Consider the following 25,004-nt stretch of genomic DNA (forward strand, 5'->3'; position numbering starts at 1 on the left):
CGCCTAGCGCGTTGCGTCCGCGAGCCAGCCGAACACCGAAAAAACCAGCGGCTTGCGCTCCAGATTGTAGGTTTCGGTGTCGCGTGCGGCGCGGACGATCTTTTCCCATACCTCCGCAAGCCGTGCAAGGCGCGGCAGGTTCTGGTTGGCGCTGGCCTCATCCGCATGCAACCGCTCGGCGATCCAGCGGTCGATGCCGTCGATGAAGGCCGCGAGCGCCACGCGGTCGCTGGTGCCAAGCGAATCGCCGAGCGTGTGTAACTCCTTTGGATCGACCTGCGGCAGGCGCGCAAGCAGCGCCGCGGTACGCTGCTGGAGCTTCAGCGCATCGCCGCCGAGCAGCGTCAGCGCCCGTGCGACGCTGCCCTCGGCAGCCTCTGCCGCCTCTCGCAGAGCTGGATCGCTCACGTCAAGATCGGCGGCCACGGCCGCAGCGCCGATCACGTCGTCGATCGCCAGCGAGCGCAGCCGCAGCTTGCGGCAGCGCGACTGGATCGTCGCCAGCACCCGCGCCGGCGCGTGGCTGACCAACAGGAACAGCGATTGCTGCGGCGGCTCCTCAAGGATCTTCAGCAGCGCGTTCGCCGCGTTCGGATTGAGCTCGTCGACGGTATCGACGATGCAGACGCGCCAGCCTTCGGCAGCCGCCGTCGAGCCGAAAAACGCTATCGTCTCGCGCGTCTCGTCGACCGTGATGACCGTCCGCATTACGCCGCGATCGTTCGCAGTGCGCTCGAGCGTCAACAGTCCGCCATGTGAGCCGGCGGCAACCTGGCGCGCCACGGCGTCGTTCGGATCGATCGACAGATCCTCGGCCCGCTGCACGGCGGGCCCGAGCGGCTGGCCGTGTGCGAGCACGAAACGCGCCATCCGGTACGCCAGCGTCGCCTTGCCGATACCTTGCGGTCCGCCGATCAGCCAGGCATGCGGAATGCGCCCGCTGCGATAGGCGGTGAGCAGCGCCACTTCGGCTTCGCGATGGCCGAACAGGCGGCTGGTCTCGCGCGGATGCGGGATCGCGGTCTCGCGCTCGGTCTGGCGCGGGCTCATGCGGACGCAGCCTTCGTCGGCGCGCTGAACACGCGATCGCGCAACGCCGCCCAGATTCGCGCGGCGACCGTGTCCGCGTCGCCGCTGGCGTCGATCAGCACGCAGCGACCGGGATCGCCGGCTGCGATCTTGCGATAGGCCTCGCGCAGATCCTGGTGGAATTTCAGGCTCTCGCCCTCGAAGCGATCCGGCGTGCCGCTACCACGCCGAGCGGCCGCGCGTTGGAGACCGATCTCAACCGGCAGATCGAGGATGATCGTGACGTCCGGCTTGAGATCTCCAATCGTGACCCGCTGCATCGCGTTGATGACACCTTCGGGCACGCTGCCGAGGCTGCCCTGATAGGCTCGCGTCGAGTCGGCGAAACGATCGCACAGGACCCACGTGCCCTGGTTGAGTGCCGGCTCGATCACGGTGCGGACATGGTCGTCGCGGGCGGCCGCGAACAACAGCGTCTCGGCATCCGGCCCGAGCAGCTTGCCCATCCCGGACAGCACGAGATGGCGCATGATCTCGGCGCCCGGCGAACCGCCAGGCTCGCGGGTGACGATGGTCTTCAGCTTCATGGCGTTGAGCCGGTCGGCGAGCCGCTTGATCTGGGTCGATTTGCCGGAGCCCTCGCCGCCTTCAAAGGTGATGAATCGCCCGCGCCCCGACGGCGGCTTCATTGCAATCTCGCTCATGGTCAGAGCTTCTCGGCGCCCGCGCGGAACATGCCGATCACGAGCTCGCTCGCGCCGTCGATCGCGCGCCGCACGGTTGAGCCGGTGCCGATTGCCTCCGCCGCATAGACCGGTGTCTCCACCGCGATTTGGCCGCTGCGCCAGACCCGCACGACGCCGACCGGCTGTCCCTCCTGGACCGGCGCGCGCACCGGGCCGCTATAGACGATGCGCGCGATCAGCTTGTCGCCGCCGTTCTTGTGCACCATCACCTTGACCGGGGTTTTGGCGACGAGCTTGACCGAGCGGCTCTCGCCGCCGAACACCTTTGCATAGCCCACCGGCTGATCGGCCGCGATCAGCGTCCGGGTCTCGAAGTTGCGAAAGCCCCATTCCAGCATCTTCTTGGCTTCGGTGGCGCGATCCTCGGAGTCCTCAAGACCGTTGACGACGACGATCAGCCGCGTGCCGTTCTGCACGGCCGAGCCGACCATGCCGTAGCCACCCTCCTTGGTGAAGCCGGTCTTCAGACCGTCGGCGCCTTCCATGGCGTTGAGCAGCGGGTTGCGGTTGGGCTGGCGAATCTTGTTCCAAGTGAACTCCTTCTCGCCGAACAGCTTATAGAACTCCGGATAATCCAGGATGATGTGGCGCGCGAGAACGCCGAGCTCGCGCACCGTCATCTTGTTGCCGGGATCGGGCAGCCCGTTCGAATTGGCGAATGTCGATTTGGTCAGGCCAAGCTCGCGGGCGCGCTTGGTCATGAAATCGGTGGCGAAAAGGCGCTCGTTGCCGGCCAAGCCCTCGGCAAGCGCAATGCAGGCGTCGTTGCCGCTCTGGATGATCGCGCCATGCAGGAGATCGTCGACCGATACCTTGCTGTTGATCGCGGCGAACATGGTCGAACTGCCGGAGGGCGCACCGCCCTTCCGCCAGGCATTCTCGCTGATCCGGTACTCGTCGGTCAGCTTGACGTCGCCCTTCTTGACGGCATTGAAGACGACCTCTGCGGTCATCAGCTTCATCATGCTGGAGGGCGCGCGCAGCTCGTCGGCATTCTTCTCGAACAGCACGCTGCCGCTCGACGCTTCGATCAGGATCGCGGTGGGTGCGTCGCCGTCGAAGCCGGCTTCTTCCTTCTTGGCGCCCTGCACGCTTTGATTGGCAGCATAGAGCACCCCGCCCCAGCCGAGGCTCAAGGCCACGCCGACCGCAACGAGCCCGCGCGCGAGCCACCCGGCGGCGAACCGGGATGGTCGGATCGGAGGAAAGCGAAATACCATGGCGAAGCCCCGAGAGCGGCGTTCTAACAGTTGGCCCCCGCGCAAACAACACGGGGAACCGGATCATCACCCGAAGATTGCACAGGTGGGCCGGCATCCTTATCGTGGCGCCTCACGATTTCCGACCAAACCTCTGAAAGAAGGCGGAAAAGCGATGTCCTCCTCCCGCGTGATCCCAGCCAATGGGATCGATCTTTTCATCCGCGAACAGGGCCAGGGACCGCTCGTGGTTCTCTGCCACGGTTGGCCTGAGCTCTCCTACTCCTGGCGTCACCAGATCCCGGCGCTGGCGGCAGCCGGTTTCCGTGTCGTTGCTCCGGACATGCGGGGCTACGGCCGGACCACCGCACCGTCGAATGTTGCCGCCTACTCCATCCTCGACACGGTCGGTGACGTCGTTGCCCTGGTGCAGGCACTTGGCGAGACCAAGGCCATGGTCATCGGCCACGACTGGGGCGCGCCGGTGGCCTGGCATGCGGCGCTGTTCCGGCCGGACATGTTCACGGCGGTGGCGGGCCTGAGCGTTCCGCCGTCGTTCCGCGGTCGCGGTAAGCCGCTCGACCTGTTGCGTGAGAACGGCATTACCAATTTCTACTGGCAGTACTTTCAGACGCCCGGCGTTGCCGAGGCTGAGCTCGAGCGCGATGTCGCCCACACCATGCGCGTCGTACTGGGCGGGCGCGGACTGTCCGACCCGACGGCGGCGATGTTCGTTCAGGACGACAAGGGCTTTCTCGGCCACGCCAGCGGCTCGGAGCCGCTGCCGGGCTGGCTGACAGAGGCAGACCTTGCCTATTTCACCGAGGCCTATCGCAAGTCCGGCTTCCGCGGCGGCCTCAACTGGTACCGCAACTTGGACCGCAATTGGGAGCTGACCGCGCCTTGGCAGAATGCGCAGATCCATCAGCCCTCGCTGTTCATCGCCGGCTCCAAGGACGGCGTGATCACCGGTCTGATCGGCGCCAAGCGCGTCAATGAGCTCGAGCGCGTGCTGCCCAACCTGAAGCGCAAGCTGATCATCGACGGTGCCGGCCACTGGGTGCAGCAGGAGCGGCCCGACGAGGTCAATACGGCCCTGGTGAAGTTCCTGAAGGAAAGCGCGGCTCAGTAGAGCCCGCGGCCGCTCAGGATGTTGCGCGCCTCTGCCGCGCCGTCGTCGGAGACATAGGCTGCCGATGGCGCCGCATCCGACGTATCGCGGCCGTCCTGGTCGTAGGACACCGCCCGCGCGTTGTGGAGCGCACGGCCGCGGCTGCGGCTCGAAGCCGACATTTCCGAGGTCGCGTTGATCGAGGCCACATCCGCCGAAGTATTGCCGAGGCTGTAGGGCCGCCCTTCCGGCAACGGAACCTCGCCACGGATCGCACCATGGCTGGAGGCTGACAGCTCCGGGACGAAGGGCCTTGCCGAGGCGACGCGGACCATGGAGGGGGTCGGCGCCGGAATGCCGGTGCGCAAGGTGGCCATCAGCTGGCGGTCGTCGGATCCCTCAAGCGGCGCCCGGCCAACATACTCGACGCGGACCTTGGCAACACCGTTGCCTTTGAATTCAAGCAGTTCAGCGGCCTTATTCGAGACGTCGATGAGGCGGTTGCCGTGATACGGCCCGCGGTCATTGACCCGGACGATCAGCGACTTGCCATTGGAAAGATTCGTCACCCGCGCGTAGCACGGCATTGGCAAGGTCGGGTGCGCCGCAGTGAGCGAGCCCATGTCGAAGATCTCGCCATTGGCTGTCAGGCGTCCGTGGAAATCGTCGCCGTACCAGGAAGCGAGGCCCTCGGCGCGGTAGTTGGCGTCTTCCTCCGGCACGTATGTCTTGCCGGCCACCACATAGGGCTTGCCGATGCGGTAGGTGCCGCCGCCCTTGGGCACGGGATCGCCCCAGGCCACCACGCGCGGGCTGGAGGATACGCCGTATTTCGGATCGACGCGGCTGGCGAATTTGCCCGATGAGGCACAGTTGGCGAGCACGAGGCAGGTCGCGGCAGCCGCAACACCACGCGCGGCCCGCACCATCGAATCTGACCGTCGGATCCCCATTCGCCCCAATACCATCTCGCCGGACGCGTGCCCACAAGGAGGCCTTCTGCCGGACTTGCCCGAAACGGCCCACCACCGGTTCGGAAGTGGTGACAATATCGCAACGCGATCACGGCGGAAATGGGGAGCGCGCGACTCTCGCGCCGAGATGGTAAACCAGAGGTTGGCATTCTCTCCGTTGATCTACGGAGCACCGGCGCGCCAAGCGCCCTATTCCCGTCCCAGTCCTGGACAAACTGTTGCGCCAAATCCTCACTGCCTGCCGATTGCAAGTGCGCACATTGGAATCCTTTTGACTGTGCAAGGCGGTACGCGTTTTGTCGCGTGTGCGAGGGGCGCAACGGAAGTTTGCGATGATTGAGACGGTTTCAGCACTGATGGGTCTGGTAAGCGCGGGGATTTTTCTGGCCCATGCGTTCGAAGGATACCGCACGAGGGCATAATGCCTCGCGCGGAAGCATCACCTCTTTCAGTTGAGCGCGTTCGGAAACTTTTAATCAATCCGGTCGAGCATCGAGTAAGAGAGCGGCAGGTGTACTATGCGCAATCATGATCTGGTGTCCGACGGCTTTCTGGCGTTGACCGCAGGCGGCTTGGTTCTGCTCTGCTCGAGTCTGATGGCCTTGGCGTTCGCCTGAGAGCGCCAACCTTTCCATTATCCATCTGCCGCGATGTTGCGGCGCAATAGCCTGCCGATCGGCCTGTGCAGAGTTTTCGGATCGCCCGCCTCCCTTTTAGTTGATTGAATTTCCGCCTCTCGCGCCTCGACTCATTTCAAGAGGCCATCACCAACGAGGGTGACGAGACATGCTTGCCGAGAAATTCTTCCTGGTTCTGGAAACGCTGATCCGGACGAGCCGCACTTATCCGGACGGAAGTCCCCGCGTCGTCAGCAGTTCCCCGCACGTGCCGGTCAAGCTGCCGAGCGAGAGCAAGTAGCTCACGAGGCACGCGGCCAGGTGCAGCTCAGCGCACGCCCAGCACCGAGCCGCGATAGCCGCTGCTCTTAGCTTCGTTGAGGCAGACGAAGCTGCCATCAAAGCCCTGCCCGTAGAGCTTCTGGCCCTTGGCGTAGTAGCGTCCCTTTCTGAAATCCAGCCACACCACCCTGTCGTTCGGACAATAGCGTTGCGCCTGGTCCGCGTAGCGAAATGGCGTCAGCGGCACCGCGGCCGCTTCGGTGATTACGGCTCCGCAGAGCACGATGGTCGCAACAGCCGCAATCGTCCGCACGATGTCTCCAATGATCTCAGCTGAAAATCAGCGCCGCCCGGAAGTCAGAATAGCATCATGCCGCAGGCGGCGCATGATCCTGACGTCACGTCTTCCGCAGGCCATCATGTCGGGCTACATCTGGCCACCGTGCAACCGAAGCGGGGAATTGCCTGAAAATGTCGAGCGAGCCTGAGACGACGAGCCAGCCCCGCCTTCCGGCCTCGCCGCGCCTGCGCGCGCTGCCGATGGTCATCTTCGGCTCGCGCTGGCTGCAATTGCCGCTCTATCTTGGGCTGATCGTTGCGCAGTGCGTCTACATTGCGCTGTTCGTCAAGGAGCTCTGGCATCTGTCCTGGCACGCGCTCGATCTGACCGAGCAGCAGATCATGATGAGCGTGCTGGCGCTGATCGACGTGGTCATGATCTCGAATCTGCTGGTCATGGTGATCGTCGGCGGCTACGAGACCTTTGTCTCGCGGCTCGATCTCCAGGGCCATCCGGACGAGCCGGAATGGCTCGGCCACGTCAATGCAAGCGTGCTGAAGATCAAGCTCGCGATGGCCATCATCGGCATCTCCTCGATCGCGCTGCTACGCACCTTCATCGAGGCCGGCAATCTCGGCTCAGGCCGCGCCAGCTTTACCGAGCAGGGCGTGATGTGGCAGGTCCTGATTCACATCACCTTCGTAGCATCAGCGATCGGGATCGCTTTCGTCGATCGCCTGAGCGACACGGCCACGCGCAATCACGAACAACCCTAGTCGGGGCCCTTCAGCTGCTGTACGGCCTGGTGCAGGAATTCCTGAAGCTTCTGTGCAACCTGCTCGGGCGTGATGCCCTTGCCGGCGAGATCGCCTGAGACCTTTGCCAGGACATCATCGACCGTCTTGTTGTCCAGATTGGCGGTCACGAGCTCCGTCGAATAGCGGCTTGCGGCATCGCCGCTCAGTCCGAGCTGCCCTGCGGCCCACATGCCGAGCAGCTTGTTGGACCGGGCCGTGGCTTTGAACATGAGCTCCTCGTCGTGAACGAATTTGGCTTCAAAGCCCTGCTCGCGCTTGTCGAACGTGGTCATGATCAGGCTCCCTCCCGTTGCGATCGTCTCCGTGGTCGCTTTGCCATCTGCCTTGGTTGCCTGGTCGAGTCGCCGGCCGAACGATGGAACCGTCGGTGCGGGCCGTCGGGGATCAGGTCATGCGCTGGACTATAGCACAGGCGGGGGTGACCAGCCTGGGGCCAGCACGGCCTGATTTACCGCGCATTAAGGAGAATCGCGGTTGGGTTATCCTCAACCATCGGGGACAGCGCATGAGCAGAGAGCTGCGGGAATTCCGCCGTTTGGAGCGTGTGTGTCTGGAGCAGGCGGAGCTCTCCACCCTCGACCTCGCGCGGATCGGCCTGCTGAAGGTTGCCGCGGATTGCCGCGTCGCGGCGGAAGCGATTGAAGCCAGATCGTCGACACGTTCGACCGCGGGCTTGATCGCGGCGCTGAAGCATTCCTTCAGTCCCGCGCGCTCATCCCGCCGGCATTGAACAAAAACGCCGCCTGACCGGATTCCAATAGCGAGATTTGCCTCATTCTGATTGCGGCCCAGTCCAAGCCTGGGCCGCTGCGCAGACAAGTGAAGCACCTCGCCTCGGCTCCACGCAAAAACACCCCCGGCATAGCAACAGCCGGGGGTGCGTTTTTAAATAATGGATAAGTAAAGCAATGCGTGATCTGTAGCAGGGGATCGGCATTCCGGATGTGAGGCAGTTCACACATGGCGAGAAAAAAATCGCGCCTGGGTGGACTGGCGAGCCACTTGGCTTGATCCTCCACGCGCTTGATCGCGTTGAGGCGGCGTGTGGGATGGCTCGAGGGCTTGCCCGCCGCCAAAGACCTTAGGACAGGAGATATGATCATGCGCATGACGTTAGCCATCTTGGCCCTGCTGGTCGCGGCAACAGCCGCTCGCGCAGGCTCCGCCCTTCCCGCCTCCTATGATTACCCCTGGTGCGTCTTTGGCGGACAGCTCGGCTGGTCTGGAGACTGCTCGTATGAAACGAAGGCGCAGTGCCTGGCGTCCGCTTCGGGCCGGTGGAACACCTATTGCGATCTGAACCCGCGCGTCCTCTTCCAGCAGCAGCAACAGACCGGACAGCAGCCGGGCGCGCAGCAGCCCCGGGTGTACCGCAGGCAGTGAAACTTCCGCCCCGACACACGCCGATCAGAGCATCGGCGTTGAAAAACCGCCGCGGGACCGGCGCGGACCACGCTTAAACAAAAATATCGAAAACAACCCCATGCACAGTAGCGCGGGCGTTGCCGGCGAGGGTTGCCTCGGCGGCGCCCGCAATTGACGCGTCGGGCAAATTGCCGGCACAACGATCGGACCCAGCCGCACGCGCCAAAGGCTTGTCTTGCCGCGGTCGCTTGGCGCGATCGCTTGGCACTATCTCTTGGCACGATCGTGAGAATGCCTGGACCGATAGTCCTCGCGCTGCCGTCATAAATCCGCAATTCTACGGCGCTGTGCCCCTTCCAAAACACCGGGGTAAGGAATGACCGAACGGACACAACCAGGAACGACGCCACGTGATCGCATCCTGGAAGCGGCTCGAAGGGAACTCAGTGAATTCGAGCGGCGAGAGATCGAGTTTCGCAAGAAGGATCGCGAAGAACGCGCGGCCGAGCTTCGGCTCCCGTTGAAGGAAATCAAAATCCACTGACGTTGAAAGCTGATTAAAGCTGATTGCGGGGATCACCCAACTCGTGCCCGCGTTGCGGACAGACGCGCGGTCGGAATCCGAAAGACGCGCGAATAGCCTACGCGGCAGTTGGCCGCGGCGGCGAATAAGGAAACGCGGCACCATGCACAACGTCTTCCTCGGCATTACCTTCATTGGAGTCGTCGTGATCGTCTTTACTGCTCTCGTCGCCCTGGAAAGGATAATCGGATAGTGGCCCTCAGCACTGAGACTTTGCCGGGGCAAAGGAGGCGTCGACGGAAGTCTCCCCTCAGCGCGGTGCTTTCTCTCGCGCAGCATTCAGATCCGCTTTTATTCCCGGCACCGCCGCTTCGTTGGCGGGCTCTCGACTTGGGGGCGGCTCGTTGAGATCGCGAGCCCATGGCGCGCCCGATCGAATTGTCGGCCTCGCATGGTCAGAATTCACGCAAGCAGAGACAAGAACACCAACAAGGGTCAGCGAACCTGCCCATGTCATGACCCGGATGCGCATCCGGATCCAACCGATTACCCCGAGAATCGATCCTCCGTTTCACAATCACCGATCGAGGGAATTTTGGGAAACGGGCCCGCTTCCCCAGCAAAACTGGCGCTCAGCGGCTTCTCCGCGACTGATATCGCTTCGCTGCTACTTTCAGGACGCCTTGTGGCCGCTCAGAGGTTGAGGGACACTGTTCTCATTTCAGGCAGTCATTTTGGGGGGCAAATCATGCCCAAGATTCTGGAAGATCTATTGTGGTGCGCGGCGCTGGCGACTTGGCTGATGCTTTTCTGCGGCTTCGCCGTCGCCGCGGTGCGGCCACTTGCAAAGACCATTCGTCAGCAGATCGGGATGCGGCTGAGGTCGAAAGAGAAGCGAAGCTGAGCAGCGACGCTTCGGCCAAACTCGTTGTCGTCGGTCCGACGCGGGTCGCATTCAAGATGTGACGCGCATCAGGAACGTGGCAGGCCTGCGTCGCCGCCCTGCCCGCCCGCGGAACTATTTACATATGTGGGACATTTCAGCTTACGGGCAGGCTCTTGGAGCTTTGGAATGGGTATGCTCGACCCTGGTCGATTTCTGATCTCGTGTCCGCAATGCGAAGCTTGGCCGATGTCGGCCAACCTCAAGCATGCGAGCTGGTCGAGCCGACCGCATGAGGTGAAGTTCGTCTGTCCGAAGTGCCGCCGTCAGGAGGTCGCCATCATCTCTCCATCCGGCGAACTGACGCCGATCAAGCCGCGCGCCGCGCCCTCCCAAGCGGCGCAGGCGAAAGGTCGGGTCCTTTGATCGTGAGGCCACGTCGGGCTGGCAACTTCTTTCGCAGGCCCGAGCCGCAGCTTACTCAAAGGGTCCCGATGATCGCGCCCAAACAGACGAAGAAAATCCCGCCATAGAGGATGGCGGGCTCACTTCTCACCCCATGCGGCATCGCCAAGCGACTCGCCACCTTGATCTAGATCAAAGGATATCCAGGCCGAGGGTACTCACTTTTGAGATGCGAAAGCTTCAACCTGACAGCTGGGTTTTCATCGCATGGTACTCTTGGCTGATCGTGCTGCTCGCGACCATTGCCTACGTAGTTTCCCATTGAAAACAGGTTTGGCTCTCGAATCGATTCACATATGCGCTCGCCGGAAGGCCTCTAGGAAACCAGGCAATTCCGGGGGCGAGCTTTTTCATTTCGTATTTTTGAAACCGGGGAAGGCCGCTGGTCATGGCGGCGGCCTTGCGCCTCGAACGCACAGACGGAGTTAGGACGAGCGGCAATTTGCGCCGTGGCGTCGCTCTATTTCCTAATCGTGGAAAGCGCGATGAGATTAGGGTGAATCGCCAGCGCACCTTGGGTTGTTGTTTGAGCATGATCTCCGCGCAAGCGCGTTCCTGGCGTGCTGCCGAAAAACGGCCCCAGCACCACCTACAATGCCGGGGCCGTTGGAGTTTTGCTTGGCGGTATTGGCTGGCCAAGCCGAGCGAGCCTAGAGCGGTCCGGCATTTTGTAATGTCCAATTTTGCACAGAGGAACAGATTCAAATTTGCCGACTTTTCTCGATCTGATTTGCATTTGTTAAAGCGGCGTATGCAGACGTTGGTAGCCTTCTCTCGCCGGGCAGACGTTTGAATTCCCGATCTACTGTTGCACCCGGGGCTGGTCGCAGCTTGAGGCTTTGGCTGCGAGTTCATTTCAACACGGAATTAGATCAGCGCTTTCGAATTGAGGCCGCCTTCCGAGGCGGCCTCCTTGTGTCGACGGCCTTCACCGGTTGTGCTTCCTGTGCGAACGGCGCCGGCCGACGCGGGACCCGCCCCAAACGCACGGGATACGGCCGACAGTTTTTCGCTCGGATCGTCCGGAAGGGTCATAACGGCCTTGGCAGCAACAGGATCAGCAGCAGCGCCAAGGTAAAATCCAAAGCAAGCGCGAAGCTGAGGCGATCGGCCAATATCGAGAAGATGTTCCTGACCGACGTGGTTGGCTGCTGCCCCAAGCGACCGTCATCCCTGGTATGTGAAACATTCGGCTGTGGAGGCCCGAGATATGGCGCATATGCCAAATATTCGACGTGTCGTCTGCGTGAGACGACTTCTCGGGTGCCGTAACCAACGGCAAAACCCAACCCGACTGCCGCGAACAGAATTGCCAATCCAAGCATAGAATAACCCACCGCTGCCTCGCCTCGGTTTTCGTTAACCCAGATTGGCCGAATTCGATCCTAAGCGGGGTCAGTTCCCGCCAGCCTTTCCCCACGTCCGCAATGGCTCGCGGCCGTTGCGAGCCTCTTTGCGAGGTTCTTGGGAAGTCGCTTTGATTGCGGCATGTCGTCCGCGCAATAGACCACGACGCCGCTCACGCGCATCGCGCGCATCTTGCCGGTAGGCATATGACGTCGACCAGGGCGCGGCCGTCTACTTCTGCCGGACACGGCGACGATCGGCCCCGCCACTCGTGAGACACACGGTGGATTTTGTGTTTCGGTTGGAGTGAACTCCGCTGTGCCGCTAGCGAACCCAGAGGGCCACGAGGGCACACGCGAAGCCTACCGTTAGGATGCTCGCAGCCGTTGCCGTGACCAGATCAATTGACCAGTGGTGTCCTTTTCCACCGATCAAATCGAAGTGCCTGGAGCGGCTGTCGTCCTTGAATGTCTGAAGGCGCATGACACGCACTCCCATGTGCGCGCGTTCGGCAAGGATTTAATCGGCGACAACCCAGATAGTTCCTTATGTCCCTTCGCCTGTCCGGGAAGCCGCCGCGCGCAAGCTGGTCGAGATCGCGGCTCACATCAAGATCTATTGCCGTTCCTCGTATTTCTTGCAGCGAGGATCGCCTGGTTTCACCCGGGCAATCTCCTGCAACGACGGCGGCGATCCACAAGTTAGCAGCGTGTATTCCTTGTAGGAAGGCGCAGGCACGCGCCAGCAAAGAGCCTCGCCGGCGGGCACGTCGTACGAATCCCCGCTGCGTAGAGTATAGCTACACGACGACACAGACTGTTTGGTCTTGTCTTGTGCATGAGCGAGGGTTAGCCCAGCTGATAATGCGAAGAACGCCACCAAGAACAGGCGCATTTTTCTCTCCCTTGCAACCGCGTGGTCGCAGGCCCCGGAAACATGGCGGGGGTCGGTGCCACGACGGCACTGTCAAGTTGTCAACATACAGCTCCCCGAAGCGTCCGCGAAGTGCTGACTTCCTCATCTTGTGCCCGGTACCCTCTAGCCTGCCGGCAAGAATAGACGTGGTTGCACAGGGCTGGGGAGCGGCTTTGACGATCCGATCGAGGCCAACGGCCGCAAGCTGGTGATGCTGCGTGATGCCGGCGAGTACATCGCTGCGCTGCCGCAGAAGGAGCACGACGCGCCAGAATGGCAGGCCGCAAGGCGGCCCGAACCGCGGAAGTTGCTCAGACGCGACTTGGCGAGAACGATCCCGAGGGGGCGCCTGCGCGTATGAGGCGATAGGCGCGCGCCGGCGTGAGCCACTAACTGCCAGTCGCCTTTCGCCTCTCGAGCAGCGCCATCTCTACCTGATCCGCAAGAACTGTGAGGTGAGCGGCGAGGCGATCAAACAAGTCGCGTTTGTCTCTGTCGGTCGCCAGATCGCGGATCAAGGCGCACTCTGCCGCGTCCCTGCGCAGCTTCTCGAGCTGGGCTTGATAGTCTTTCATCGCTACGGTCCCCGCGCCGCATCTTACCAATGTCGGCATCGCGATACCGGAAGTCAATTCTCCTATGTTAAGGCTCGCCAGCGTGAACCGGCAGTCACGCGACGTTTTCCCGCATTGATCAGCCGTCGATAGGTTTGTAACTCAAGGTGGGGCCGCCGACCCTGTGCAACGGCCAGCGGCCCCTGCCGGCCACTTCCAATTGCCCTGCCTCAACAGAAGCGATGGCCGACGCAAATTAGTACGATTAGGGGCCCGCCAGGTTCCGCCGGCGGGCCTCGTCGTTCCCGTACATGCCGTTCTCGAAGATCGCGGGCGCGATCGGCAATGGTCCCCGTGAGGCAGTGCATTCCGTCCAGCACTATCTCTGCATCCGGTTGCGCCAGCACCATGCAGCGCGGAGATCGCCTCCGCTGGCGTGAGGCCAAACCGATCGCGCGAATCTTTGATTCGGGCCGCTCGGCTTCCGGATCCGAGCTGCATTGGCGGAAGGGGTGGGATTCGAACCCACGGTACCCTTGCGGGCACGCCGGTTTTCAAGACCGGTGCCTTAAACCACTCGGCCACCCTTCCAAATCAGGAATTTCAGTCGCTTAACGCAGGCAGTCCGCAAAGGCAACGCGAAGTTGGACTGGTCCGGCTGGCAGGTGTCGTCGCCCACCGGAACCACCTGTAAGGTCGCTGTCAGCTTGCCCGCTTAGCTTGCGAAGCCTGCAACGGCCCTCGTCACGTGGCCGGACACAATCAATTCCCGACATCGGCGCCGCCGCCCAGGGCGTCGCCGATTACGAGGCCCGGCTGGACTAGTCTCCAACTCCGGGCCTCGTTCGCTTCAAACGAAAGCGCAGCGCCAGGGGCGCCACGCTTTTTGTCTGCTCTGATTCTGGTTCAGTAGCCGCCGCAGGACGCGCAGGGCGAGACGACGGGGGCATAATAAGAGTAGCCGGGCGAGACCATCTCGACGCGCTGGCGCGTCGCGTATTGCGGCGGGATTCGCTCGTACTGCACGCCGGCCGGCGCGACCATCACGGTCTGCGGCACCATCACGGTGCGGTACTGCGCGGGCGTGCGATGCGCAACGACGGAGCCAGGCGAGACCATCACGGTCTCATCGACGGTGCGATATTGCGGCGCCACGTATTGCTGCTGGTAGCAGGTCGTGCACGGCGGCGGGGTGTAGCAATTGTAGCAGCCGGCGGACGCCGCGCCCGTCATGGCAATGGCGACGGTTGCACTGGCGAAAACGACGGCAATGGTACGAGACATGGTGGTTGGTGCCCCAGTTACGCGGGAAATGACTTGGATCGGTGGGTCGGCACGCAGCAGTATATGCTGCGAAATCCGCATCGATGAAAGTTCGTTGGGGCATCCTTAACGGGACCGCGCAATCGCGGCCGGTCGATAAGAACTCATTGACCAAGGATCGTAGCCCGCACGTGCGAGCTTAGTTCGAGCGCCGCTTGACCTCGCGCACCGCGCCGCGCGCGGCGCTGGTGGTCAGTGCGGCATAGGCTTGCAGCGCAGTCGAGACGTTGCGCTTGCGGTTCTGCGGCTGCCAGGCCGCATCGCCCTTCGCCTGCTCCGCCGCGCGGCGCTTGCTCAGTTCCTCGTCGGAGACTTCGAGCTGGATGCTGCGGTTCGGGATGTCGATCGCGATGCGATCGCCGTCGCGCACCAGGCCAATGTTGCCGCCCTCGGCGGCTTCCGGCGACAGATGCCCGATCGACAGGCCCGAGGAGCCGCCGGAGAAGCGGCCATCGGTGACGAGCGCGCAGGCTTTGCCGAGCCCGACCGACTTCAGGTAGCTGGTCGGATAGAGCATCTCCTGCATGCCGGGGCCGCCGCGCGGACCCTCATAGCGGACGACGACGACTTCGCCAGCAACGACCTTGCCACCCAGGATGCCTTCGACCGCAGCGTCCTGGCTTTCGAACACGCGGGCCGGGCCCGAGAATTTCAGGATCGAGGCATCGACGCCCGCCGTCTTCACAATGCAGCCGTCTTGCGCAAGGTTGCCATAGAGCACGGCGAGGCCACCATCCTTGCTGAAGGCGTGTTCGAGATCGCGCACCACGCCCTTCTCGCGGTCGAGATCGAGCTCCTCATAGCGGCGCTCCTGGCTGAAGGCCACTTGCGTCGGAATGCCACCGGGCGAAGCGCGATAGAAGGTGCGGACCTGTTCGCTCTTCGAGCGCTTGACGTCCCAGCGCTCCAGCGCGTCGGCCATGGTCGGTGCGTGCACGGTAGAGACCTTGGTGTCGATCAGGCCGGCGCGGTCGAGCTCGCCCAGAATGGCCATGATGCCGCCGGCGCGATGCACATCCTCGACATGGACGTCGGCGACGGAAGGCGCGACCTTGCACAGCACGGGCACGCGGCGCGACAGGCGGTCGATGTCGCGCATGGTGAACTCGACCTGCCCTTCATGGGCTGCGGCGAGGAGATGCAGCACGGTGTTGGTCGAGCCGCCCATCGCGATATCCAGCGTCATGGCGTTCTCGAACGCCTTGAAGTTGGCGACGTTGCGCGGCAGCACGCTGGCATCGTCCTGCTCGTAGTAGCGGCGGACGAGGTCGACGATGGTGTGACCGGCCTCGACGAAAAGGCGCTTGCGATCGGCATGGGTCGCGACCACCGAACCGTTGCCGGGCAGCGCGAGACCCAGCGCCTCGGTGAGACAGTTCATCGAATTGGCGGTGAACATGCCGGAGCACGAGCCGCAGGTCGGGCAGGCCGAGCGCTCGATCACCTTGACGTCGTCATCGCTGACCTTGGAGTCGGCCGCCGCAACCATCGCGTCGATCAGGTCGACCGCGTGTGTCTTGCCGTGCAGCTTGACCTTGCCGGCCTCCATCGGGCCGCCCGAGACGAACACCGCGGGGATGTTGAGCCGCAGCGCCGCCATCAGCATGCCAGGCGTGATCTTGTCGCAATTGGAGATGCAGACGAGCCCATCGGCGCAATGGGCGTTGGCCATGTACTCGACGCTGTCGGCGATCAATTCGCGCGACGGCAGGCTGTACAGCATGCCGTCATGGCCCATGGCGATGCCATCGTCGACCGCGATGGTGTTGAATTCTTTGGCGACGCCGCCGGCCTGCTCGATCTCGCGCGCGACGAGCTGGCCGAGATCCTTGAGGTGGACGTGGCCGGGCACGAACTGGGTGAAGGAGTTGACCACCGCGATGATCGGCTTGCCGAAATCCGCATCCTTCATGCCCGTCGCACGCCAGAGGCCGCGCGCGCCCGCCATGTTGCGGCCGTGGGTGGTGGTGCGGGAGCGATAGGCTGGCATGGCGGTTTCCGTCCTCGTTGGGTGGGCCTGGCGGGAAATTTTGAAGCCGCCTCAGGCCTTTCCGGCCGGATAGCGCACGGGACCGAAGGGCGCAACGAGAACTTGCCTCGAAACCGCCCAGATCGACCCGGTGCAGGCCTCCCCTGCTCCCGACGCGGGCTTTTCGTAGTCCGGATCCGCTTCGCTCCATCCGGGCTGCAAGTGCCCCTATTGCAGGGTCGGATCGAGCTTATCGCGCAGCCAGTCGCCGATGATGGAGACTGCGAGCGTGGTCACGACCATCGTTGTGGCTGGCGCCAGCATGATCCAAGGCGCCCGGGTCAGGTACTCCCGCCCATAGCCGACCATGTTGCCGAGGCTGGTCATCGGCGGCTGAACGCCCAGCTCAAGGACGGACAGACCGGACTCCATCAGGATCACCTCGGGGAAGACCAGTGTCGTGGAGACGATCAGGGTCGAGGCGATGTTGGGCAGGATGTGCCCGAGGTAAATCCGACTCGGCGTCGCGCCGAGCTGGCGGACGGCGGCCGCATAGCCCTGCGCATGGGCCGATATCGCGAGGCCCCGCGCGATGCGGGCATAGCGCTCCCAGCCGAACAGGCCCATGAGCAGCGTCAGGGAGTTGCCGAAGAAGGCGAGCACCGCGAGCGCCATGATCAAGAACGGCATGCTCGCCTGGAAGTCGGACAGCATCAGCACGAGTTGCTCGACCGCATTGCCGCGGAAATTCTTCGAGATCAGCCTTCCCAGATCGAGGAGAAGAATACGCGCTCCCCAACGTTCGACTGCTCGCGCAGCACGTCGAGCACGTTTGTGTTCGTGACCTTCTGTACCGCGATCGTGACCGAGGGACGGTTGTCGCCCTGCGCCATCGAGAACCGCGGCAGGAGCTGCCGGCGGCCGCCGTGCCGGATTTCAGGATGGTCGACGTGTGAGCTTGCTCATGACGATGACCCCTGCCCTTATTTGTGTTGGTTATTCAGCGAGACCGAGCGACTTGAGATGTGCCGCTGCCGTGCGGACGTGATCGTGATTGCGCAGCTCGAGGATCAGCCGCGGATGGGAATTGAGGCGCCCCAGCGCACGGAACACCGCCGGCCAGCGGATATTGCCCTCACCCGGCGCCCAATGGCGGTCGGCGAAGCCGTCGGTGTCCTGGAGGTGCACATGCGTCAGCATGTCGCCGGCCGCGTCGACGTAGTAGTCGACCGGCGGCGCGCCGGTGGAAACATGGGCGTAGTTGGCGTGACCGGTATCGAGCGAGACGCGCACTTTCGGGCTCTCGAGCGCTTTCGCAAGGCGCACGCGATCACGGGGATCCTTGTCCTCGATGTTCTCGATCACGATCTCGCAGCCGCTTTGCTCGGCCCGCGCGATCACTTCGGCAAGCGTTGCGCGCACCCGCTCGACCAGGTTGCCGCGGCTCTCTGGGTAAAGATCGAGATTGTTGTGATCCCAGGTCGTGAACGGCGAATGGATCACCATCTGCGTCGCACCGAGAAATTCGGCTGCGTCGAGGCCCTGGAGAAGTCGCTTCGTGACAGCCTGGCGGATCATCGGATCATGGCTGTCGATCGTGAAGCCCCAGAATGGGCCGTGGATGCCGAGCCGGCCGGTGTGGCCCGCGAGCATCTGCTTGATCTCGCTCGCAGTGGCGCGCCAGTCGCTGTCGAGCAGGTCCGCGCGGAAGAAATCCTGGATCTCGAGGTCGCGCTGGCGTTCGAGGAGCCAGTCACGGTGCGCAGGGATCGATTTGATTGACAGGGCAGCGCCCAGCACAGGCAGCACAGCGGACATGTCTTGAACTCCCTTGGCCATCGCGTGATGACATCGGCAGCGCTAACGCGGTTCAGTGACACGCCGGTGAAAGGCAGGTTCCCGACGTTCAGGGAGATGTGGTCATCGCGCCGGCCTCGGCACACGCGTGCGTGGCACTGAGACGGCAGTTCACGTCCGTAATGACGCGGATAGCAGCGCCCGATAATTTCGCGTATCTCCGCGCGACCGACGGCCAACACGCGTCACACTTTCCTGGCCGCGTCACATGGGCGGGGGCCTCATGAGGCGGGGGATGAAGTCACGAGGTCCGGACTCCTAGGCACTCCGGACCTCGTGGCAGCTCATCCCCATCTAAACGCCATCGAATCTCCCTTACATTGCAGATGAGTTCGCGCATTTATGACGCTCGATTCTGAGCCGGAAAAATGCGCGAGAAAATCGATTTGGGTCCCTTTTTGGGTCCACGTCGGTTCGGAACGGCCTTGTATTGGCGCTCCGTGCGAGAACGATGGGTAGTCCCTTGCCGATCAGTGCAATTACTTGCCGTCATCCTGATATCCTGGTCACGACTTCGTTAGCGCAGTTGCGATGCTACTGGCGCATTGCAACTCAGACCGACAGATGAGCAACGGGTCGCTCGAAATGTTCGGAGCAAGTTCCATGCGGTGGATCGGATTTCTGCTTGTTCTCGGGTTTACTTGCCTTGGCACCGTGTCGATTGCGGAGCAGCAGCATCCGGCCTTTGTCATTATTGAGCGAACTGAGACCACCGCAAGCGAATCGATCCAGAACGAGTACGCAAAGCTCGCGCGGGAAATCTTGCCGAGATACGGCGGGCGCTACCTGGCGCGCAGCCAGAACAATCTCCTTCTGGAGGGAGCAGGCTCCGCGCCATGTTGTATGGCTATTTTGCAATTCCCAAGCCTGGATGCAGTTCGCAGCTGGTACGAGTCACCCGAAAACCAATCGGCCGCAAAAGTCCGACAGAGCGGCGCCAAATTTCGAATCGTTGCGATTGAAGGCCTGCCCGGGTGACCGTTTGGGAGGGTTCGTCTTCGCTGAATGCAGCAGCGCGTGCAGTAGCTCGCGTGCATGAAGGGAGACGAGACGTGGCACGCTCTACTCAGCGGGCCGTAGCACTTCGTCGTGAACCTTCCGACGCGCTCCGCACGGTCGTCCGGTTCTTCTGGGGCGTGTAGGAAAAGCGGGGTACGCGCGACTGCACATACTGAGCATATTTGGTACGAAAGAAGTCGTGGTTGCAGTTACAGGAAGAGGTGCGTCCTACTCAATGTCGGCTATGCGCCGATAGCGACCAACTTCCTCATCGCCACGAAATGACGCGATGAGGCCAGAAGGCGGAAGTGAGCTATCCTGCCCGCGACGCAACAGGACGGAAACACGATGCCTGAAACCGTTACCTTTGATGGCTCGCCTGTCGCTAAGGGGGGCTGGGACCGTCAGCGCGTCGACACTCGCGCTGCACCTCGATTGCACCCACCTACATCTGCAAGCTCGCAGCGGAAGGCGTGATCCAGCGGCAAGGTGACAGCTTCCCGCGCGACCGACGGCAATCGCCACGCAGCGAGGTTGACGCTGGTCACGTCAGGGCTAAGACCGAATGCTGCAACTGCGGTTGATGGAGAAGCGACGCGAGCTGGTGCGCCGGGACGATGTCGATGCCCTGATCGACCAGCTCGCTGGCATAACGCTGACGCATCTATCCGGCATCGCGGCCCGATGCTCGCGCGACATACAGGTCCGGCGCAGTATCGACGCCGTCGTGGATCAGGTCCGCCGGGAGATCGCGTCAGCCTGTCTTGCCAAGGCGGACGAGTGGAACGAGCCACCGCTCGATGAGTGGGTACATCTCGCACAGAAAGGCGGTGCGCGATGGGCTTACGGAAGCTGTGATCTTCACCGTTGGAACGCGGGGACCGACACAAGGTTAGACAGATTGCGTACCATCGCGGCTGCGCTGACCGGCGCGTTGCATTGGAGGCGGCGCATGAAAGTCATCGTTGATGAAACCGGCGAGATCATCGCCATAGCAACGGATGATTATACTCTAATCGGCGGCCACCATCGCCTCGCGGTGGCGGGCAGCATGGGCAAAAGACTGTTCTGGCGAGATACTGGCGAACCTGTGAAGCTCGATCTCTTCTTCAAGCATCATGATCATGGAAGTTCCGTTCGACATTCAGCCTGAGCCGTTCGCCCGGATTATCATTTGGGTACATCGCAGTGTCGCCGTCGCGGTGTGCGCAAACTTCGATAGTGTTATTCGTCAAACAGGTCAGCGCGCTTTACTTTCTGAATACCTGCCCTGCGGAGCGCTGCAAACGTATAAGCCACCAGCTCCGCCCAAGGGCAGCCATCGCTAACAGGAGCGTTACTGCCCTTGGCTCTGGGAGTGCAAATCTCGGAATAGCTACTTTCACTCGAAAATTCCCCGAGTAGTCGAGCGTCAGCCCATGCCCGAAATGCCCACCGCCCGACTGCCGCATGAAACTCGTCGCCGAACGTCCCTTCGCCAACCCGGAAGCCGCAGCTCGCAAGCTTGTCGAGATCGCCGCCGGCATTGAGCCCGTCCAGGACCAGGACGGCCGCATCCATAAGCCAGCGGCCCGGAGTTCGGCGCCGGCATCAAATATGCCGTCGAGCGCGGCTGGCCACGCGGAAAAGCTATGCAGCGTGTGCCAGTGCGGGCATGCGGCGGCGACTGATGTCCCAGTACGTTCGCAACTGGACCGAAGCCACGCGCTCGGTTCTCATCATCGCCTGAACTCGCCGGCGACGAGTTTGCTGCCGGTTGGGAACAAGAATCGGTTGTGCTGTTTAGGGAGTCCAGGGGGACGAGAGTCTGTCAGGAGTTCCCTCATGACCAGGAAAATTGTTATCGCGATGGCGGCAACGGCCGTGATTGCGCTTGCCCCCACAGCATCCTCCGCGCGTGCGGGCTTTCACGGAGGCGGCTTTCACAGAGCTGGGCTCCACAGTGCTGGTTTTCACAGAGCTGGTTTCCACAGAGCCGGCGGTTGGCGCGGCGGCGGCGTCGCTTGGCGCCGGGGCGGCCGGGGATGGCATGGACCGGCTGTAGCAGCTGGCGTGGGTCTCGGCCTCGCGAGTGCTGCCACCTGGGGCCGCCCGGGTTGGAACCAAGGTTGGGGCTGGAATCAAGGATCGGGATGGAATCAAGGATGGGGACAGGGCTGGAACCAAGGTTGGGGATGGGGCCCAGGTTCGAGTTATGCTGCCTGGGGCGGCAGCTGCACGCAGTGGCGCCGAGTCTGGACCGGTCGGGGATGGCGTGCTGTGCCAGTGAACGTTTGCCGATGACGGCTGTCTAAGCACGAACACTGCAGTAAAAACCCGCCGGCGCTCTCATGTCGGCGGGACTTCATTCGGCGCGGTAATAATTCAATCCTTTGCTGTACCTGGACGCCCCGACGCCCCTCTCACCGCCGCTGATGGCTTGGTCGCTACTGAGTTCGTGTAGTCCGCGTGGGATTGTTCGACCGGCTATGTATCCCAGTACGACCTCGAAACCGGGAGCTTCAATGCCTTGCCGATCCTGCTCGGGCGTCTTTCGGTACGCATCGAGGGGCGACCGCGTCTGGCCCAGCGATGCGTGGTCACTTCCTGGAAGTCCGGCAGCGAAGGCCACCGTCCCCCCGCGCCGTTGCGATGCCCCGGGCATTCGGCTTTTTAACCATCCGTTAACCGTAGCTTTCCATGATGCTGCTGGTGTGTGTGTTAGCAACGGGGCTTGAATTTGATGGCGCAGCGTAATTCCAGTGCGTCAGTTGGACGGGACGAGACCGTCCTGAACTTTCCCCCGCCGCCGGCACCAGACAAGGGAGCAACAGCCCTCGACTTGGTGTATCAAGCGGCCGACGTCTTCCGCAGTATGGAGGAGCATGCCCGTGAGACCGAAGCCCGCGCCCAATCGCTTTGCGCGAGCGCCTTAGAAAGGCTGCGGCACGCTGAAATTCGGGCTGAGGCCGCCGAGCGGGCGCAGCGTGAACTGATCACCACCGCCGAACATAAGTTGCAAGGTGCGTGCAGAGCGCTAGAACAAGCCCAGTCGTGCATTGAAGCTCAAAAGGATAAGCTGACGGCTGCAGACCTTCGCGCCAAAGTTGCCGAAGCTGAAGCGCGAGAGGCCAAGGAAGCACTGGCGCTCGTTGAAGAAGCCATTCGCAAACGTCTGCTTTGCGCAAACCCGGATGCAGATAGCAGGTTGACAGCAGTTGCCTGATTGCTACCCATAGCTTGCTGGGTGCCGCCGACGAGCGGCTTGTTAGTGTTCGTGGTCGTGCTTTGGTGCCTCAGCGGAAAGTTCGAGGTTTCGTAGGTCCTCTTCGAGTTCCGCCACGAGCTGATTTATCTGCGATAGCAGGTCAGGGTCCTGCGAAAACACCTCTGCCAGCAACCTGTATCGGGCGACGGCGTTCATCAGTTCCATATGGAAGTCGTATTCACCCATGCAAATCAAAGCGTGCGCGACCACTTAGTTTCGTAGCGATGCAATAGCAGCACTCTGCTGCTTAACCTCGGCGGCGGCAGCGGCTACGAACTTGAAATCGGGTTGGCCAGCGTCTCGACATAGGATCACCTAGCGGTAGATGGGGGTCAGCTCGATTTGCGGGGACGGCTATCGATCTTTGGTCTCAAGGACTGTGCAAGATCAGTCCTGGCCCGAAGACGCTGATCGCTCGTGCAGCCCAGATTGCTTCCGGCGACACCAAGACAATGGCGAGCGCCACTAGAGCGATCGAGTGGCCCCCAGCACCGCCTTTAATGTTCTAAAAGTTCCTAACATGGTCCCAGTTCCCTGAGAGAATAAAACACCGGGAACTGCAAGATGGTCCAGAACCGGAGTTCACCCCCAAGGGTTAACATCATGAAAGGCCGAAAGCAGGACCCCAATCATTGGCACGGGCACGCTGAGATAAGAAATGGCGGCCAGCCAAGAATATAGTTTCTCCGCTATGAAACTCCTGACTGAATACATAGAACACGCATTGCAGTTTGAGCGCTTGGCTGCCCACGAAGCTGATCCAAATCTCAAGGCGCAGCTCGCCGAACAAGCGAAAGCCTATCGCGAGTTGGCTGCAGAGCGCGCTGCCCGGTACGGACTCCCGCCCCCTAGTCCGCCCCGAGAAGCCACGCCCGTTTGAAGACCGCTTCAGTTGCCAGTCTTTTCGACTCCTCCCTTAACTTCGGAGATCAGCAACTAGAGTTTAGAACCTTACAGAGCGGCAAAACGTAGCTTGTCACCGTAGCTACTATGGCAGTCGGCAACACTGCTCTTGCCGCAAATCTGGTGGAAGCTACGGGCCTGCCACTGATGACGGTGCTCGTGACGATTCCGATGAAACATTTTCGGAAAGGACAGTGGGTTTTCTGGTGTCTCCCTGCTTTGCTTTTGCTGAGCGGTTGCGGCGGGACGACGCCCGAGTGTGATTCTTTCGATACGCGCAGTACGGTGGTTAAGATCGTTTCAGACAACAGCGACAACGCGCTTGTCAACTACGCGGTCAAGAATTCGAGCGCGATCGCGGCGATGGTAAGTAATACGAGCACAGAAGCCGAAAAATTAGCCACTTTGAAAAAGGCTAGACAAGGCGCCGCATACAGGTTGGATGAAACAATACGCACAAATTCAAAAGCCAAGCGAGCAGTTACTTGTACGGCGTTGTTGCATGTGACCGTTGAGGATGTAACAGCGCAAAAAGAGGTGGACTTTAAGGTAGAACAAGCTGCGGACGGCAAGATTTCCATTTCGGTCAGTCCGTTTCAATTTTGAGATGCCACTCCACTGACGACTTCCGACGAGGTAGGCGAATGATCTCGTTCATTGGCCATTCTGAAGTGTCTACACGTGCTGTCGAGGTCTCAGGATTTAGCGGACCCGATTTGCTCTCACTGGCATTTTCTGACCCAACTCGGACATTCCTTGGAAAGCCTCTCCCTCAAACTATTTGACGGCTGAACTTCAACTAAGGCTAGTCGATAGAAGACGCCGCCGGGTCGCGACGGCCGATCCCCAAGCGAACTCGCTGGCTCTAAGGTGTCTCGCTCAACCACGCACTTCCCGATTTGAAAGCGTGTGCCAACGTGAGCGACAATTACGTCAGCCACACAGTCATACTTCTGCTTAACACTTGAGCTTGCCGAAACCAAAAGATGACGCTTCGATGAGGTGTCGGGTCTTGGCGTGACACCTAGACTCCTCCAAATCCAGCTTCACGCCATCCCCGCAACGGCCCCCCGTGGGATCCAGCGACGCGGCGGGTTCTTGGGTAAAATACGGCGATGCGCAACGGTACAGTCGGACTCTGACAGGAATGCTGTTCGGTGGATGGACCGCGGATGCGATGCCCACATTGCTATGACTCAGGTTGGGTCTGCGAGGCTCATCCCGAGCGGCCTTGGGAAGGAGGGCCGCGCGCATGCGGATGTGGCGCGCCCGGTGAGCCCTGCCCGGTCTGCAATCGCCCAACTGCTGATGCTATTCCGGAAATGCCGGAGGACGTCGTGATCGACGCCAAGAAGAACAACCGCACGAAGGACCACCGATGTAAGCCGTCCGTCAGATCGACACCCTCTGTCGAAGCGGCTTTCGAAGATCGCATTGGGCGATTGTCTCACACTTCACGTTCTTTGACGTCTCCTTCCCAGGACGTCACTTTACCCCAGCCCATTCTTGTCCAGATGATCCGTAATCCTCCGCTGGGGGCCGCCTTGTCAGGTGGACCGTTGTGTTGAGAACTGTCCTTATGGACAGGCATACTCACA

Annotated in this window: 24 protein-coding genes, 1 tRNA gene and 2 pseudogenes; 12 read left to right on the forward strand and 15 right to left on the reverse strand. The window is 61.8% G+C overall.

All coding sequences use genetic code 11. The annotated features are described in order from the left end of the window. Positions 1-3 precede the first annotated feature (3 nt). Genes SO139_RS30250 through SO139_RS30260 form a run of 3 tightly spaced genes read right to left on the reverse strand, consistent with a single transcriptional unit; the run spans position 4 to position 2,995 of the window. Positions 4-1,050, reverse strand: a complete 1,047-nt coding sequence (locus SO139_RS30250; protein ID WP_449382578.1) for a DNA polymerase III subunit delta' — start codon at positions 1,048-1,050, stop codon at positions 4-6. Then, entirely contained in the window at positions 1,047-1,733 is a 687-nt protein-coding gene (gene tmk, locus SO139_RS30255; protein ID WP_449382579.1) for a dTMP kinase, read from the reverse strand. Before tmk ends, SO139_RS30250 begins: the two co-directional genes overlap by 4 nt. A gap of 2 nt (positions 1,734-1,735) precedes the next feature. Continuing rightward, a complete protein-coding gene (locus tag SO139_RS30260; RefSeq protein ID WP_449382580.1) occupies positions 1,736-2,995 on the reverse strand; it encodes a D-alanyl-D-alanine carboxypeptidase family protein in 1,260 nt (419 codons plus the stop codon). Positions 2,996-3,149: 154 nt separating this feature from the next. Between SO139_RS30260 and SO139_RS30265 the strand changes: the two genes are divergently transcribed. Next, complete coding sequence (locus SO139_RS30265; RefSeq protein WP_449382581.1) at positions 3,150-4,106, forward strand: alpha/beta fold hydrolase; 957 nt, start codon at positions 3,150-3,152, stop codon at positions 4,104-4,106. Here the strand turns inward: SO139_RS30265 and SO139_RS30270 are convergent. After that, positions 4,100-5,014 (reverse strand): septal ring lytic transglycosylase RlpA family protein, encoded by a 915-nt coding sequence (locus tag SO139_RS30270; protein WP_449382582.1) that lies wholly within the window; start codon positions 5,012-5,014, stop codon positions 4,100-4,102. The genes SO139_RS30265 and SO139_RS30270 overlap by 7 nt on opposite strands. A gap of 831 nt (positions 5,015-5,845) precedes the next feature. Between SO139_RS30270 and SO139_RS30275 the strand changes: the two genes are divergently transcribed. Then, positions 5,846-5,977: a hypothetical protein gene (locus tag SO139_RS30275; RefSeq protein WP_256375276.1), complete on the forward strand. Its 132-nt coding sequence runs from the start codon at positions 5,846-5,848 to the stop codon at positions 5,975-5,977. Between the two features lie 27 nt (positions 5,978-6,004). On the opposite strand, the gene SO139_RS30280 is transcribed toward SO139_RS30275, so the two are convergent. Continuing rightward, positions 6,005-6,271, reverse strand: a complete 267-nt coding sequence (locus SO139_RS30280; RefSeq protein ID WP_449382583.1) for a hypothetical protein — start codon at positions 6,269-6,271, stop codon at positions 6,005-6,007. A gap of 158 nt (positions 6,272-6,429) precedes the next feature. On the opposite strand from SO139_RS30280, the gene SO139_RS30285 reads away from it, so the two are divergent. Continuing rightward, the gene (locus SO139_RS30285; RefSeq protein ID WP_449382584.1) at positions 6,430-7,014 is read left to right on the forward strand and encodes a TIGR00645 family protein; all 585 of its coding nucleotides are present in this window, start codon (positions 6,430-6,432) and stop codon (positions 7,012-7,014) included. Here SO139_RS30285 and SO139_RS30290 read toward each other — a convergent pair. Continuing rightward, positions 7,011-7,328, reverse strand: coding sequence for a DUF1476 domain-containing protein (locus SO139_RS30290; protein WP_449382585.1), 318 nt, complete (start codon positions 7,326-7,328; stop codon positions 7,011-7,013). The two genes, SO139_RS30285 and SO139_RS30290, sit on opposite strands and share 4 nt — an antisense overlap. A 233-nt stretch (positions 7,329-7,561) precedes the next feature. Here SO139_RS30290 and SO139_RS30295 point away from each other — a divergent pair, with 233 nt between their 5' ends. From SO139_RS30295 to SO139_RS30315, 5 genes are all read left to right on the forward strand, one after another. Continuing rightward, entirely contained in the window at positions 7,562-7,786 is a 225-nt protein-coding gene (locus SO139_RS30295) for a hypothetical protein (RefSeq protein ID WP_449382586.1), read from the forward strand. Positions 7,787-8,151: 365 nt separating this feature from the next. Then, positions 8,152-8,439: a DUF3551 domain-containing protein gene (locus SO139_RS30300; RefSeq protein WP_449382587.1), complete on the forward strand. Its 288-nt coding sequence runs from the start codon at positions 8,152-8,154 to the stop codon at positions 8,437-8,439. Between the two features lie 358 nt (positions 8,440-8,797). Further along, positions 8,798-8,965 (forward strand): hypothetical protein, encoded by a 168-nt coding sequence (locus SO139_RS30305; RefSeq protein ID WP_449382588.1) that lies wholly within the window; start codon positions 8,798-8,800, stop codon positions 8,963-8,965. Positions 8,966-9,395: 430 nt separating this feature from the next. Continuing rightward, positions 9,396-9,848, forward strand: a complete 453-nt coding sequence (locus SO139_RS30310) for a hypothetical protein (protein WP_449382589.1) — start codon at positions 9,396-9,398, stop codon at positions 9,846-9,848. 168 nt (positions 9,849-10,016) lie between these two features. Continuing rightward, a complete protein-coding gene (locus SO139_RS30315) occupies positions 10,017-10,253 on the forward strand; it encodes a hypothetical protein (RefSeq protein WP_449382590.1) in 237 nt (78 codons plus the stop codon). A 1,070-nt stretch (positions 10,254-11,323) separates the two neighbouring features. Here the strand turns inward: SO139_RS30315 and SO139_RS30320 are convergent. The 9 genes and pseudogenes from SO139_RS30320 to SO139_RS30360 all read right to left on the reverse strand — a co-directional run bounded on the left by SO139_RS30320 (position 11,324) and on the right by SO139_RS30360 (position 18,218). Next, the gene (locus SO139_RS30320; RefSeq protein WP_449382591.1) at positions 11,324-11,629 is read right to left on the reverse strand and encodes a hypothetical protein; all 306 of its coding nucleotides are present in this window, start codon (positions 11,627-11,629) and stop codon (positions 11,324-11,326) included. 625 nt (positions 11,630-12,254) lie between these two features. Next, on the reverse strand, positions 12,255-12,533 hold the full coding sequence (locus tag SO139_RS30325; RefSeq protein WP_449382592.1) for a hypothetical protein: 279 nt from the start codon (positions 12,531-12,533) through the stop codon (positions 12,255-12,257). A gap of 410 nt (positions 12,534-12,943) precedes the next feature. Next, entirely contained in the window at positions 12,944-13,129 is a 186-nt protein-coding gene (locus SO139_RS30330; RefSeq protein WP_449382593.1) for a hypothetical protein, read from the reverse strand. Between the two features lie 480 nt (positions 13,130-13,609). After that, positions 13,610-13,699: transfer RNA gene (locus tag SO139_RS30335), tRNA-Ser, on the reverse strand. Between the two features lie 315 nt (positions 13,700-14,014). Continuing rightward, entirely contained in the window at positions 14,015-14,341 is a 327-nt protein-coding gene (locus SO139_RS30340) for a hypothetical protein (RefSeq protein WP_449382599.1), read from the reverse strand. Positions 14,342-14,570: 229 nt separating this feature from the next. Continuing rightward, positions 14,571-16,421 (reverse strand): dihydroxy-acid dehydratase, encoded by a 1,851-nt coding sequence (ilvD, locus tag SO139_RS30345; RefSeq protein ID WP_449382594.1) that lies wholly within the window; start codon positions 16,419-16,421, stop codon positions 14,571-14,573. 207 nt (positions 16,422-16,628) lie between these two features. Beyond that, a pseudogene (locus SO139_RS30350) lies at positions 16,629-17,159 on the reverse strand (ABC transporter permease); the annotation flags it as partial. Next, positions 17,136-17,366: pseudogene (locus tag SO139_RS30355) on the reverse strand (ABC transporter substrate-binding protein); the annotation flags it as partial. The pseudogenes SO139_RS30355 and SO139_RS30350, both read right to left, overlap by 24 nt. 30 nt (positions 17,367-17,396) lie before the next feature. Next, entirely contained in the window at positions 17,397-18,218 is an 822-nt protein-coding gene (locus SO139_RS30360; RefSeq protein WP_449382595.1) for a sugar phosphate isomerase/epimerase family protein, read from the reverse strand. Positions 18,219-18,860: 642 nt separating this feature from the next. Between SO139_RS30360 and SO139_RS30365 the strand changes: the two genes are divergently transcribed. The 4 genes from SO139_RS30365 to SO139_RS30380 all read left to right on the forward strand — a co-directional run bounded on the left by SO139_RS30365 (position 18,861) and on the right by SO139_RS30380 (position 24,012). Further along, the gene (locus tag SO139_RS30365; protein ID WP_449382596.1) at positions 18,861-19,235 is read left to right on the forward strand and encodes a DUF1330 domain-containing protein; all 375 of its coding nucleotides are present in this window, start codon (positions 18,861-18,863) and stop codon (positions 19,233-19,235) included. Positions 19,236-19,821: 586 nt separating this feature from the next. Continuing rightward, positions 19,822-20,409: a hypothetical protein gene (locus SO139_RS30370; protein ID WP_449382597.1), complete on the forward strand. Its 588-nt coding sequence runs from the start codon at positions 19,822-19,824 to the stop codon at positions 20,407-20,409. Between the two features lie 1,569 nt (positions 20,410-21,978). Continuing rightward, positions 21,979-22,461 carry a hypothetical protein gene (locus SO139_RS30375; RefSeq protein ID WP_449382600.1) on the forward strand — a complete coding sequence of 161 codons (483 nt, stop codon included), beginning with the start codon at positions 21,979-21,981 and terminating at the stop codon, positions 22,459-22,461. Between the two features lie 1,032 nt (positions 22,462-23,493). Next, the gene (locus SO139_RS30380) at positions 23,494-24,012 is read left to right on the forward strand and encodes a hypothetical protein (protein WP_449382598.1); all 519 of its coding nucleotides are present in this window, start codon (positions 23,494-23,496) and stop codon (positions 24,010-24,012) included. Positions 24,013-25,004 lie beyond the last annotated feature (992 nt).

The sequence above is a fragment of the Bradyrhizobium sp. UFLA05-89 genome (assembly GCF_059803475.1).